The 13,419-nt window shown below is 72.8% G+C and carries 10 protein-coding genes and 1 pseudogene; 8 read left to right on the top strand and 3 right to left on the bottom strand.

The genetic code is table 11. From position 1 onward, the window contains the following. The first annotated feature begins 15 nt into the window (after positions 1–15). From hmgA to ACZ5SK_RS15535, 4 genes and pseudogenes are all read left to right on the top strand, one after another. Positions 16–1,356 carry a homogentisate 1,2-dioxygenase gene (hmgA, locus tag ACZ5SK_RS15550; RefSeq protein WP_334583435.1) on the top strand — a complete coding sequence of 447 codons (1,341 nt, stop codon included), beginning with the start codon at positions 16–18 and terminating at the stop codon, positions 1,354–1,356. Positions 1,357–1,382: 26 nt separating this feature from the next. After that, complete coding sequence (locus ACZ5SK_RS15545; RefSeq protein WP_334583436.1) at positions 1,383–2,132, top strand: GntR family transcriptional regulator; 750 nt, start codon at positions 1,383–1,385, stop codon at positions 2,130–2,132. 25 nt (positions 2,133–2,157) lie between these two features. Then, complete coding sequence (locus ACZ5SK_RS15540; RefSeq protein WP_334583437.1) at positions 2,158–3,330, top strand: type ISP restriction/modification enzyme; 1,173 nt, start codon at positions 2,158–2,160, stop codon at positions 3,328–3,330. Positions 3,331–3,349: 19 nt separating this feature from the next. Further along, positions 3,350–4,625, top strand: a pseudogene (locus ACZ5SK_RS15535) (CaiB/BaiF CoA transferase family protein). Positions 4,626–4,689: 64 nt separating this feature from the next. Here the strand turns inward: ACZ5SK_RS15535 and ACZ5SK_RS15530 are convergent. The 3 genes from ACZ5SK_RS15530 to ACZ5SK_RS15520 form a co-directional block, all read right to left on the bottom strand. Further along, a complete protein-coding gene (locus ACZ5SK_RS15530; protein WP_334583438.1) occupies positions 4,690–4,971 on the bottom strand; it encodes a hypothetical protein in 282 nt (93 codons plus the stop codon). A 126-nt stretch (positions 4,972–5,097) separates the two neighbouring features. Further along, complete coding sequence (locus ACZ5SK_RS15525; protein WP_334583439.1) at positions 5,098–5,946, bottom strand: anti-sigma factor; 849 nt, start codon at positions 5,944–5,946, stop codon at positions 5,098–5,100. After that, the gene (locus ACZ5SK_RS15520; protein WP_079663278.1) at positions 5,943–6,485 is read right to left on the bottom strand and encodes a sigma-70 family RNA polymerase sigma factor; all 543 of its coding nucleotides are present in this window, start codon (positions 6,483–6,485) and stop codon (positions 5,943–5,945) included. Before ACZ5SK_RS15520 ends, ACZ5SK_RS15525 begins: the two co-directional genes overlap by 4 nt. Positions 6,486–6,695: 210 nt before the next feature. Here ACZ5SK_RS15520 and ACZ5SK_RS15515 point away from each other — a divergent pair, with 210 nt between their 5' ends. The 4 genes from ACZ5SK_RS15515 to ACZ5SK_RS15500 all read left to right on the top strand — a co-directional run bounded on the left by ACZ5SK_RS15515 (position 6,696) and on the right by ACZ5SK_RS15500 (position 13,415). Next, positions 6,696–8,204 carry a DUF4331 domain-containing protein gene (locus ACZ5SK_RS15515; RefSeq protein ID WP_334583440.1) on the top strand — a complete coding sequence of 503 codons (1,509 nt, stop codon included), beginning with the start codon at positions 6,696–6,698 and terminating at the stop codon, positions 8,202–8,204. Between the two features lie 148 nt (positions 8,205–8,352). After that, entirely contained in the window at positions 8,353–10,011 is a 1,659-nt protein-coding gene (locus ACZ5SK_RS15510; RefSeq protein ID WP_468156978.1) for a tetratricopeptide repeat protein, read from the top strand. After that, positions 10,008–11,741 (top strand): urease accessory protein UreH domain-containing protein, encoded by a 1,734-nt coding sequence (locus tag ACZ5SK_RS15505; RefSeq protein WP_468156980.1) that lies wholly within the window; start codon positions 10,008–10,010, stop codon positions 11,739–11,741. The genes ACZ5SK_RS15510 and ACZ5SK_RS15505 overlap by 4 nt, the downstream gene beginning before the upstream one ends. A gap of 60 nt (positions 11,742–11,801) precedes the next feature. Beyond that, complete coding sequence (locus tag ACZ5SK_RS15500; protein ID WP_334583443.1) at positions 11,802–13,415, top strand: serine/threonine-protein kinase; 1,614 nt, start codon at positions 11,802–11,804, stop codon at positions 13,413–13,415. Positions 13,416–13,419 lie beyond the last annotated feature (4 nt).

Raw genomic sequence — 13,419 nt, 5'->3', positions numbered from 1 at the left:
CGCAAGGGAGCGACGATGAGCAGCGGGGACGCACGCAAGACGGCCGAGGGGCTGACCTACCTCTGCGGGTTCGGCAACGAGCACGCCTCCGAGGCCGCCCCCGGCGCCCTGCCCGAGGGCCGCAACTCGCCGCAGCGCGCCCCCCTCGGCCTGTACGCGGAGCAGCTCAGCGGCACCGCGTTCACCGAGCCGCGCGCCCACAACCGCCGCTCCTGGCTCTACCGGATCCGCCCGTCGGCCGCGCACCCGGCGTTCGCCCGGCTCGGCGACGGCGCGCTGCGCACCGGGCCCTTCACGCAGACGGTCCCCGACCCGAACCGGCTGCGCTGGGATCCCCTGCCCGAGCCGTCCGCCGGCACGGACTTCCTGGCCGGGATGTGGACCCTCGGCGGCAACGGCGACGCCGCCCGGCGCACCGGCATGGCGGTGCACCTGTACCACGCGAACGCCTCGATGGACCGCGTCTTCAGCGACGCCGACGGCGAGCTGCTGATCGTCCCCGAGCGGGGCGGGCTGCTGCTGCGCACGGAGTTCGGGCTGCTGCAAGCCGAGCCCGGCGAGGTGGCGTTGATCCCGCGCGGGGTCCGCTTCCGCGTCGACCTCCTGGACGCCTCGGCCCGCGGTTACGTCTGCGAGAACTACGGCGCCCCGTTCCGTCTCCCCGACCTCGGCCCGATCGGCGCCAACGGCCTCGCGAACGCCCGCGACTTCCGGGCGCCCGTCGCCGCGTACGAGGACGTCGAGGGCCCGGTGGAGGTCGTCAACAAGTTCTGCGGCCACCTCTGGGGCGCGACCTACGGCCATTCCCCGCTCGACGTCGTCGCCTGGCACGGCACCCATGTGCCCTACGTGTACGACCTGCGCCGCTTCAACGTCATCGGGTCCATCTCGCACGACCACCCCGACCCGTCGATCTTCACGGTGCTGACGTCCCCGTCCGACACCCCCGGCCTCGCCGGCGTGGACTTCGTGGTCTTCGCCCCCCGCTGGCTGGTCGGCGAGGACACCTTCCGGCCGCCGTACTTCCACCGGAACGTGATGAGCGAGTACATGGGCCTGATCGAGGGCGCGTACGACGCCAAGACGGCCGGAAAGGGGGGCTTCGTGCCGGGCGGCGGCTCGCTGCACAACATGATGTCGGCGCACGGCCCGGACCGGGAGACGTTCGACCGGGCGAGCACCGCCGAGCTGAAGCCGCAGAAGATCGACGACGGGCTGGCGTTCATGTTCGAGACGCGCTGGCCGCTCACCCTCACCCCGCAGGCGGCCCGTGCGGACCATCTGCAACCGCGCTACGACGACGTCTGGCAGGGCCTCGAACGCCACTTCCGTCCGTCCGACAGCACATTGCACTGAAAGGTGCCGACCGGTACGGATAGCCCGTGACCTCCTTCGCCCCGGACTCGATCGTCCTCACCCGCAAGCTGCCGCTCTGGTACCAGGTGTCGCAGTCGCTGCGCGCCTCGATACTCGGCCGCTCGCCCCGGGATCCGCTCCGGCTGCCCACCGAGGAGCAGTTGGCGGGCCACTACGGGGTGAGCGTGCTGACCATGCGGCAGGCGCTGAAGGAACTGGAGGCCGAGGGACTGATCACCCGGCACCGGCGGCGCGGCACGTTCATCGAGCCGACCGCGCAGCGCGGCGCCCCGGTCCGGCTGCTCGGCTCGGTCGACGCGATCGTGGCCCAGCAGTCCGGCATGGCGACGCAACTCCTCGCGCACGGCTCCGCGACCGTCCCCGCCGAGGTCGCCGAGCACTTCCCGGACCTCGCCGAGGTCGCGACATACCACCGCCTCAGAAGCGACGAGGAGACCGGCGAGCCCACCAACCACGCCCGCAACTACGTCCGTCCCGAACTCGCCGACCGCATCGACCCCGACGACCTGGTCCGCTGGCCCATGACGAAGGTGCTGCGGGACGTCGTGGGCGCCGACATCAGCCGGATCACGGACACGGTCGAGGCCCGGCTCGCGGACCCGGAGACCGCCCGGCTGCTGCGGGTCCCGCTGCTGAGCCCGATCCTGCACTACACGGGCGTCACCTACGACGTGGCCGGGCGCGTCCTGGACGCGGCCGTCATCCACTACCGCGGCGACCGTTTCTCCTTCACGGTCACCCTCGACGCGACGTGACCCGCCCCCGGGGAGCCGTCGTACCATGCCACGCGTGACGCACGACGACGCTCCGCCGCTGGCGGACCTCATGCCGTGGTCCGTCGCACCGCCGCGGCTCGGCCGGGGGTGGCCGACGGCGCCCGATCCGACGTCCCTGAAGGCCCGCTGGGACACCCTGGTGAAGGCCGAGGGCGACGAGCGCGAGGCCCTGTTCGAGCCGACCCGCGCCCGCACCCTGCACACCGCGGTCGGGCAGCTCCCGGGGCGGGCCGGCGGCGGCACGGAGCGGCTCGTCCGCGCCTTCGGCCCCTGCCCGGAGCCCGTACGGGTGCTGGCGGCGCCCTTCGACGAGCAGTGGCTCATCCCCGACCACCGGCTGATCGACGCGGCCCGCCCGGAGCTCTGGCGGGTGGCGGACGACGCGCAGGTGTTCGTGGTCGAGACGCCCCAGAGCCCCGGGTGGCCGCTGCTCGCGACCTCCCTGCTTCCCCTCCTGCGCCCGGGCCGCATCCGCCCGCTGTACCGGCGGCCGGGCGGCAGGGAGCCGAACCTGGCTCCGGGCCTGCTGGACCGGCTCGGGCTGCGGCTCGGCCACTCCCCCGATCCGGTGGACTTCCTGGCGTGGACCCTGAGCGCCGTCCGCCCCGATCTCACCGTCCCGCTCACCCGGGACCGCGAACTCTGGGCGCGTGGCGTCGAGTCGGGCCACCGCGCACTGTGGCTGCTGCGCCGGGACGGCGAGCGCCCCAAGCTGCCCGGCGGCCGCCGCCCCTACGTCCGCGCCCCGCTCCCGGCCCGTCCTCTCACCCTGCACTACGACCGCGACGAGGAGGCCCTCCACCTGGACGAGGGCCGGGTCTCCCCGGTCCCGCCCGAGGCCTGGGACTTCGAGACGGACACGGGGGAACGGGTCCTGGAGCGGTGGTTCACGGCGCGGACCACGCAGGAGGCCGGGCCGGGCACGCTGGCCGCGATCCGCCCGGCGACCTGGCAGCAGTCGTGGACCTCCGAACTCCTGGAGCTCATCACGGTGTTGACGCTGCTGGCGGACGTCGGCGCGCGACGCGAGGAGTTGGCGACGGCGGAGACGGACTCGGTCACGGCGGCGGAGCTGCGCGCGGCGGGCGTCCTGCCGGTCCCGGACTCGGCACGCCGCCCGGCGACGGTCCTGGACCACCACGAGGAGGGCCCGGAGGGCCAGTTCGCGCTGATCTAGCATCCACCCCGTGGACGCCATGGACCAGCTCCCGCCACCTGCGTCGGCTCCCCAGCCGTATCCCCTGCCGTCTCCCCTGCCGCTGCCGCTGGAGGGCCTCACCGTCGTCGCCGTCGAGCAGGCCGTCGCGGCGCCGTTCGCCACCCGGCAGCTCGCCGATCTCGGGGCGCGGGTGATCAAGGTCGAGCGGATCGACGGCGGTGACTTCGCGCGCGGCTACGACACCGCCGCCGGCGGCCTCGCCTCCCATTTCGTGTGGTGCAACCGGGGCAAGGAGTCCGTCGCGCTGGACCTGAAGGATCCGCGCGGGCTCGACGTCGTACGGCGACTGGTCGCCGGTGCGGACGTGTTCGTGCAGAACCTCGCGCAGGGGCGGCGGCCCGCCTCGGTCTGGACGCGGCCACCCTGTGCGCGGCGCACCCGCGGCTGATCGCCGTGGACATCTCGGGGTACGGGCCGAGCGGGCCGTACGCGGACAAGCGGGCCTACGGCATGCTCGTGCAGTGCGAGGCTGGGCTGGTGTCGGTGACCGGGACGCCCGAGCAGCCGGTGAAGGCGGGGATCCCGGCGGCGGACATCGCGGCGGCCATGTACGCCTTCTCGGGCGTCCTGGCGGCGCTGGTGCGGCGGGGCACGACCGGGCGGGGCGGCCCGGTGGAGGTGTCGATGCTGGATGCGCTCGCGGTGGGGGTCCCCCCACGCCGTTGAGGCAGTGGGGGAGGATGGGGCATCCGCTGCACCATGCGATGCACGGGGGCACTCCCCCGGCCCGCACCGGTCTCGCACACGCCGTGATCGCGCCCTACGACGCCTACTTCACCGCCGACGGCGGGCGGGTGCTGCTGTCCGTGCAGAACGACCGGGAGTGGCGGCGGCTGGCCGAACAGGTCGTCGGACAGCCCACGTTGGGGACGGATCCGGCGTATGCGACGAACGCGGCACGGGTGACGAACCGGGAGCGCACCGACGCCCTGGTGGCGGAGGCGCTGGGCGCACTGAGCACCGACGAGGCGCTGGCGCGGCTGGAGGACGCGGGCATCGCGTGCGCGCGCCTGAGGGATCTGCACGAGCTGGCGGAGCATCCGCAGCTGGCGGCCCGGGAGCGGTGGCGGGAGGTGGGGACGCCGGTCGGACCGCTGCGGGCGCTGCTGCCTCCGATCACGCTGCCGGGCGGGGCGGAGGCACGCATGGGGGACGTGCCCGCGCTCGGGGAGCACACCGAAGCAGTGCTGCGTGCCGTGGGGATGACGGACGAGGAGATCGCAGCGCTGCGCCGGGACGGTGTGGCCGCCTGAGCGCGGGACTCAGTACCTTCGGTGCGTTCAGTACACGTTCAGTACACGCGGACGTGCCGGCCGGTCAGTGCTTGTTGCCGCCGAACAGTGAGCGGCGCAGTCGGCGCAGGGGCGCGAAGAGCGAGACGCGGCTCACCCGTGCCCGCGTCGTCTTGGGGCCACGGTCGCGCGCGGGCTCACGTGCGGTCAGCTCCCGCATGAGCGAGGTCGCCTCGGCCGTCTCCCGCTGTGGTATGGCGGGGCCCGCCAGCACCGAGAGATGGCGGTCCAGGCGCGAACTGGTCGCGCTGCTCCCGCAGGTGATCGCAGGGACCCTCGCCCTGCTCTGCATCGTTATCTGTTCCATGTCACTCCCCACCCGTACGAGTCCACCCGGCCCGGGCAGGGTAACCCTATCGCCCCGTCGAGGCACACGTGTATCGAGCTCACAGGATTCACTTTCCCCATAAGGGGGTTGACGACTCCTCTTCGATCACTCTCCGAATCCGACCGATTTCAGGGTGAGTTGGACAACCGGCTGCGTGGTGGGCTGCGGCGATCCCCCGTCGGGCTCGACGGTGACAGCGAGTGACGTCGCCGCCTTGTCGAGACCGGTGGCGACCAAGGGCGTGTCGCCGTCGAAGAGCCCGAGGGAGCGTGGTTGCGCGCCCGGGCGCATGAGCCACAGCTGATGCACCTGCCCGGTGGGCAGGCCCCCGTATCCGCTCAAGGTGACGACCGCCTGCGCCTCCGAAGCGGAGGCGATCACTCCGATACTGCGGCCCCGGGCGTCCTTGCCGGTACTCGCCCGCGCGTCCGGAGCCGCGAGAACGTGGGCGATCTCACGTGACTGGGCGCGCTCGGCGTCCAACTGGTCCTGCGTCCGCCCGACCTGGACGGCGAAGAGGGAGGCGACGACGAGAGCAGCGGCGGCGGTGGCGGTGGCGAGCGGCGCGAAGAGCCGACGGCGCGCACGTGGCGCTCCCCCACGGCTGAACGCGTGAGAGGAACCCCCGGAGCGTTTGGGCGGCGGCTGCGCGCCCCAGACGTGCGGGGGCAGTTGGGGCGAGTGCTCTCGCACCGGCGCCCGCGAGATCTCCTGTGGGGTTCTCTGGACGGCGGCCAGCACCCGGTCGCGCATCGCGGCCGGCGGCGGCGCGGCCTGGGACCAGGCGAGCCGGACGGCGTCCTCGGCCAGGGTCCGCACCTCGGCGGAGCAACGGTCGCAGCCCTTCAGGTGCTTCTCGAACCGGCGGCGCTCGTCGGCGTCGAGGGCGTCGAGCGCGTAGGGAGCGGCCAGCGAGTGCACATCCTCGCGGCGGAACAGGCCGAGCACACTCATGCGGCGCCTCCCAGGCACTCACGCAGTCGCGTGAGCCCGTCACGCATCCGTGTCTTCACCGTGCCGAGCGGCAGCGAGAGCTGGTCGGCCACTTCACGGTACGTGTAGCCGTCGTAGTAGGCGAGCGTGACGGACTGCCGCTGAAGCGCCGTCAGCCGGCCCAGGCAGCGGCGGACCAACTGGCGTTCCAGGCCCGCCTCGACCTCCTCCGCCACCTGGTCGAAGGCGGGGTCGTGGTAGCGCCGGCCTTCGCGCTGCTCGCGGTCGACGGCCGCGCGGGCGCTGCGCACCCGGTCGACGGCACGACGGTGGGCGAGGGTGAGGATCCAGGAGAGGGCGCTGCCGCGGTTGGGGTCGAAGCGGCCGGCGGAGCGCCAGGCCTCCAGGAGCACCTCCTGGGCGACCTCCTCCGACTGCGCGGGATCCCTGACGACCCGGCGCACGAGCCCGAACACCGGCCCGGACACCAGCGCGTAGAGCTGTTCGAACGCATGCTGGTCGCCTCGCGCCACGAGCACCAGAAGCTCGTCCGCCTCCATCCGGTCCCCCTCTCTGCGGCCGCCGCACCCGGGCCGCCCCGTCACACCAGGCATTCGCAACGAACACACCTCCGTCTGACTGGTACGGATCAGCGGGCCCGAAACGCGGGTGAGCAGGAAAGAAAAAGTTTTTTGGATTCGACCAATCCGAACCCGCCCTCCGCTCCGTATCTCTGTCCGTCAGGCAAGTTGGCACAGAGGACGGACGGCATGACAGCTATCTCGCGGAGCGGCAACGGACGCAGGAGCGTCGCGACCCTCATATGCGGTGCGTTGGCCGCCGGGGGGCTCGCAGCCGCCGGCGCCGCCACGCTGGCTCCGGGGGCGGCCTACGCCTCCAGCCACCGTGAGGCCCCTCTCATCTCGGGGACCCCGCAGTACGACAACTCGGACCTCTACGCGTTCGTCAGCCCGGACCACCCGGACACGACGACCATCATCGCGAACGTCATCCCCTTCGAGGAGCCCGGTGGAGGCCCGAACTTCTACCAGTTCGCCGAGGACGCCCAGTACGACGTCCGCATCGACAACGACGGTGACGCCAAGGAAGACCTGATCTTCCGCTACACCTTCAAGACGAACGTCAAGAACCGGAAGTCGTTCCTCTACAACACCGGCGTGGTCGACAGCCTGGAAGACCCCGACCTGAACGTCACGCAGACCTACGACCTGGAGCTGATCAAGCTCAAGAAGGGCAAGGTCGAGCACGAGACCAAGCTCGCGGACGACGTGCCGGTGGCGCCGTCCAACGTGGGCAAGGCCTCGATGCCGAAGTACTCGAAGCTGCGCGACGAGGCGATCTACAAGCTGTCCAACGGCTCGAAGACGTTCGCCGGCCAGGCCGACGACCCGTTCTTCGCCGACCTGCGCGTCTTCGACCTGCTGTACGGCGGTGACCTCTCCGAGGTCGGCAACGACACCCTCAAGGGCTACAACGTCAACACGATCGCCCTTCAGGTGCCGAACGACCTGATCTCCGAGTCGAAGCACCAGCCGATCGTCGGCATCTGGTCGACCACCCAGCGCCAGAACGCCGAGGGCTACTACACGCAGGTCTCGCGGCTGGGCAACCCGCTGGTCAACGAGGTCGTCAACCCGATCAAGGACAAGGACAAGTTCAACGCGTCCAAGCCCAAGGACGACGCCCAGTTCCTGAAGAACGTCACCAACCCCGAGCTGCCGAAGCTCATCGAGGCGATCTACAAGATCAAGGCGCCGAAGGAGCCGCGCAACGACCTCGTCGACGTGTTCCTGAAGGGCGTCAAGGGCCTCAACCAGCCCTCGTACGTGACGCCTTCGGAGGAACTGCGCCTCAACACCTCCATCAAGCCCACCGCCAGCCCCAAGCGGCTCGGTGTCCTCGACGGTGACAACGCGGGCTTCCCGAACGGCCGCCGCCTCACCGACGACGTGATCGACGCCTCGCTGCAGGTCGTCGAGGGCGAGCTGGTCGGCTCCAAGAACGACCTGGGCGACGCGGTCGACAAGAACGACAAGGACTTCGAGAAGTACTTCCCCTACATCGCCCTGCCGACCGAGGGTTCGCGCGGCGCGACCGCCAAGGGCGGCGCCGACGTCAAGAGCCAGCTCGGTGACGCCCTCACGGGCTCCGACGACAACACCGCGCTGATCGCGTCCTCCGCGGGCGCCGGCGCGGCGGGCATCCTCCTCATCGGCGGTGGGCTGATGTGGTGGCGCGGGCGGCGGCGGGCCTACTAGGCCCTCCCGCGAGACGGGCCGGGGAGAAACCTGCACTCCCCGGCCCACCCCACCGACCGGCGCGGCCCGCGTACTCATCCCCCACGACGCGGGCCGCGCCACCCCCACGCGAGCAGGCTGATCCACCCCAGGCGACCTAGGAGAGGGCATGTCCCCGCGGACGAACGACGGCGAACCGGAGCGGGCGGCCTCCGGCCGGCCGGCAGCGGCTTCAGATCAACCGGCCCCGAACTCCGGGCGGGCCCCCGAGGACGCCTCCCTCGCGACCGGCGCAGCCGCGGGCGACGTCGTCGAGGCGAACCCCGAGCACCCGACCGCAGGGGACACCGAGCCGAATTCGCCCGACGCGCACACGACTGCCACGGCCACGACCGCTGGTGAGGTGACCGCCGACGCGGACGCCGCGACCGACGGCGACGCTGCCGGCGTCGGTGACGATCGTGTTGCTGCCGTTCGTCGGGTGGGTGCCGCGGGGCGCCGGTGGCGCGGGGTCCAACTCGGAGCGTGTGCCGCGATGTTGGCCGTTGCGCTGACCGCCGGGGCGATCGCGCTCGGGGCGGCGCGGGACGGACAGGACGTGCCCGTCGCGACCGCCGCAGCGGTCTCCCCCGGGCTTCTCGCCAGTGGCGATCTCGACTCGGGCATCACCGCGCTCCAGGCCCATCTCCGCGCCCAGCCAAAGGACTTCGGCGGCTGGGCCACCCTCGGCCTCGCCTACGTCGAGCAGGCCCGCACCAAGGGCGACCCCTCCCGCTACCCGCAGGCCGAGCAGGCCCTGAAGCGGTCCCTCGCCCTGCGCCCCGACAACGACCAGGCCCTCGCCGGCCGGGCCGCCCTCGCCGCCGCCCGGCACGACTTCGCGAACGCCCTGACCTACGCCGACCAGGCGTTGAAGCAGAACCCGTACAGCGAACGCGCCCTGTGCTCCCGTATCGACGCCCTCGTCGAACTCGGCCGCTACGACGACGCCGAGCAGGCCGTGCGGACGGCCGACGAACGGCGGCCCGGCGTACCGGTGTTCACCCGCTACGCCTACGTCCACGAGCTGCGCGGCGACGTCACCACCGCCCGCCGGGTCCTGGACCGCGCGCTCGCCGCGTCGACCTCCCCCGGCGACATCGCCTATGTCGCCTCCCAGCTCGGCCAACTCGCCTGGAACCAGGGCGACTACCCCACCGCGCTCACCCACTACGCCCGCGCCCTCGCCGCCGACGAGAACTACCTCCCGGCGCTGGAGGGCCGCGCCCGCGCTCAGGCGGCGAGCGGCCAACAGGCCGAGGCCATCAAGGGGTTGGAGCTCATCGTCGCCCGCTATCCGCTCCCCGGCCCGCTGGTCGAGCTCGGCGAGCTGTACGAGGCCCGGGGCGGCGAGGGCGACCGGGCGAAGGCCCAGGACCAGTACGCGCTCGTCGACGCGTGGACGGCGATCGCCCGCGCCAACGGCGTCAACGCCGACCTCGACACCGCGCTCGCTGCCGCCGACCACGGCGACAAGGCGACGGCCCTGCGCGCGGCCCGCGACGACTGGTCCCGCCGGCACACCGTGCACACGGCGGACGCCCTCGCCTGGGCCCTGCACGTCAACGGCAAGGACGCCGAGGCGCTCCCCTACGCCCGGCAGGCCACGGCCACCGGCTACCGCAACGCGGCCTTCCTCTACCACCGCGGTGTGATCGAGAAGGCCACCTCGCACCCCGCCGACGCCCGTACCCACCTCTCCGCCGCCCTGAAGCTGAACCCCGGCTTCTCCCCGCTGGGCGCCCGCGAGGCCCGTACGGCACTCAAGACGCTGGAGGCGAGCAAGTGAGGTCGCGACGTCGTCTGTTCGCCTCCTGCGCGGCCGTGTTCACGGCCGGCTGCGCGCTCGCGCTGGTTCCTTCCGCCGGCGCGAGCGCGCACCCCCTCGGCAACTTCACCGTCAACCGCTACGACGGACTCGTCGCCGCTCCCGGACAACTGCGCGTCGACCACGTCGAGGACCTCGCCGAGATCCCGGCGACCCAGGCGAAGCCGGACATCGAGCGGCTCGGGATGACCGAGTGGGCCCGGCAGCGGTGCGCGACGGCCGCGAGCGGCAGCAGACTCACCGTCGACGGCCGTGCCGTCACCCTCACGGCGGGCGGCAGCAAGGCGGTCCTGCGGCCCGGTCAGGCGGGGCTCAACACCCTGCGCGTCGAGTGCCGGCTGACGGCCCCGCTGCCCGACGAGGACACCGTCACCCTCGGCTTCCACAGCGAGGGCGCCTCCAGCGGCCCCGGCTGGCGTGAGATCACCGCCCGCGGCGACCGTATGACGCTCACCGACTCCGACGTGCCCGAGAAGTCGACCTCGGGCGAACTCACCAGCTATCCCAAGGAGTTGCTCTCCTCCCCGGCCGACACCTCGACCGCGTCCGTGAAGGTGCGGCCCGGTGGCGCGGCCCTCGTCGAGGAGAAGCGGGACGCTCCGGCCGCGTCCGTACTACCGCGCGGCGCCGACCGCTGGACGCAGGCCCTGGACGACCTGGTCGCGCGGCAGCACTTCACCGTCGGCTTCGCCGCGCTGGCCCTGGTGATCGCCGTCGGGCTCGGCGCGATGCACGCCGTCGCGCCGGGGCACGGCAAGACCATCATGGCGGCGACGGCGGCCGCCCGGGGCGGCAAGGCCCGGATGAAGGACGTCCTGCCGCTCGCCGCCTCCGTCACCATCACCCACACCTTGGGCGTCGTCGCCCTCGGCCTCCTCGTCACCGCCGGTTCGGCCGCGGCGCCCTCGGTGATCGCCTGGCTGGGCCTGGCGAGCGGCGCCCTGGTGCTCTTCGCGGGCACGAGCCTCGCCCGCCGGGCCTGGCGCAACCGCGGACACGGACAGGGGCACGGCCACGGGCATGGGCCTGGGCATGAGCACGGCCACGATCACGGGGACGGACACGGGCACGATCACGGCCCTGACCACGACCACGACCACGACCACGGGGACGGGCACGACCACAGTCACGCGCCTGCCAAGCCCCCCGCCCGTCAACTGGCCCTCGTGGGCGCCCCCACCCCGCACACGCATACCCATCAGGCCTCCGAGCCCGCCCCCCAGGACCACGGTCACGACCATGACCACAGCCACGAGCACCACGACCACGAGCACGAGCACGACCACCAGCACGGCCGCACCCACACGCACACCCACGGCGGCCACACCCACACCCACGCCGTCGCCCCCACCCTCCGCGGCACGATCCTGCTCGGGTTCGCCGGAGGCATGGTCCCCAGCCCGTCCGCCGTGGTCGTACTGGTCGGCGCGGCGGCGCTCGGTCAGGCCTGGTTCGGGCTGCTGCTCGTCGTCGCGTACGGCGTCGGGCTCGCGCTGACCCTCACCGCCGCCGGGTTCGCCGTCGTCAGGCTGGGTGCGGGGGCGACCCGCCTCCTGGACCGGCAGCCGCGCTGGACGACCCACCCGGCCGTGACGCTCGTCCGCCGCAACATGCCCCTGTGGTCGGCGTTCCTCGTCGTCGCCCTCGGCGCCGGGCTGGTGCTCAAGGGGGCCGCATCCGTACTCGGCTGAGCTACGTTGGGGGAGTTGCGGAGGTTTTCGCCCGGATACGAAGTGCGGAATGGGGGCGCGGTGTCCGAAGAACCGGGCAGTGAACGTCTGATCGCGGGCCGCTACCGTCTGCTGACCCCGCTCGGCGAGGGCGGCATGGGAACGGTGTGGCGGGCCCATGACGAGGTGCTGCACCGCGAGGTCGCCGTCAAGGAGGTGCGCGCCCCGCACGGACTGTCGGCCTCGGACGTCGGGCGGATGTACGCCCGGCTGGAGCGCGAGGCCTGGGCCGCGGCCCGGGTCGCGAACCGGAACGTCGTGACGGTGTACGACGTGGCCACGCAGGACGGGCGGCCCTGGATCGTCATGGAGATCGTGCGCGGGATCTCCCTCGCCGAACTGCTGGACGCGCAGGGGCCGCTGGAACCGGCGCGGGCCGCGCACATCGGGGCCGAGGTGCTGTCCGCGCTGCGGGCCGCGCACGAGGCCGGGGTGCTGCACCGGGACGTGAAGCCGGCGAACGTGCTGCTGTCGAACGACGGCCGGGTGGTGCTCACCGACTTCGGCATCGCGACCGTCGAGGGCACCTCCGCGCTGACCATGACCGGCGAGGTCATCGGCTCCCCCGAGTTCCTCGCGCCGGAGCGCGCGCTGGGGCGTACGCCTGGGCCCGAGTCGGACCTGTGGTCGCTGGGCGTGCTGCTGTACGCGGCGGTCGAGGGCAACTCCCCGTTCCGGCACGACACCCCGCTGAGCACCCTGCGTGCGATCGTCGACGAGGAGCTGCCGCCGCCGTACCGGGCCGGGCCGCTGGCGCCGGTGATCGAGGGGCTGCTGCGCAAGGATCCGGCCCAGCGGCTGCCGGCCGACATGGCCGAGCGTGACCTGCGGATCGTCGCGGCGGGCGGCGACCCGCTCGCGGACGCGCCCGGTGCGACGGCTCAGGCGCCGTACACGCCGTATCCGCCGACGGCCGCGACCCCCGCCGAGCCTGTCCGCCAGGGTCCGCCGACACCGCCCCAGCCCTGGACGGCCGCCCCGGCGACGACCGCCTCGGCCCGGCCGGAGCGCAACCGGCGCGCGGGGGTGGTCCTGGTCGCCGGGGTGGCGGTGCTGGCGCTGGCGGTCGCCGGGCTGACGTACGGGTTGCTGAACCGTGACGACGGCGGCGGCCGGGGCGGCACCGGCGGCGTCACCAACAGCGGTACGGAGATCGCGAGTTCGCCTGCGACGCGGCCGGAGTCGAGCGAGGAGACCAGCGAGTCGCCGAGCCCGAGTCCGAGCGAGAGCGCCTCCTCCGAGGCGCCGGCGCAGACCGTCGCGGTCACTGTCAGCGGGGCGCACACGGAGTACTCCGGTTCGTGTCCGCCAGGGAACGCCGACGCGCCCGCCTTCACGGCGACGATCACCGTGGGGCGGCTGCCCGCGACGGTGTCCTACCGCTGGGTGACGAAGGACGGCGAGCTCTCCGGGCAGACCTGGAAGACGCTCGAGTTCCCGTCGGGCGGGGGCAGGTCCAAGCAGGACAAGGTGATCGTGTCGACGTACGCGCAGAGCGGGACGTACGAGAACGCGATCGGCGTCGAGGTGCGGGAGCCGGTGAAGACGACGTCCGACTCGGTGCCGTTCTCGGTCACCTGCGAGGAGGAGACCCCGTCGGCCGGGGCCTCCCCTTCGTCCTCGCCGTCCGAGTGAGCGC

The sequence above is a fragment of the Streptomyces sp. NPDC031474 genome, assembly GCF_055581185.1.
The sequence above is the reverse complement of the archived record's forward strand: the minus strand, read 5'-3'. Positions and strand labels throughout refer to the sequence as shown.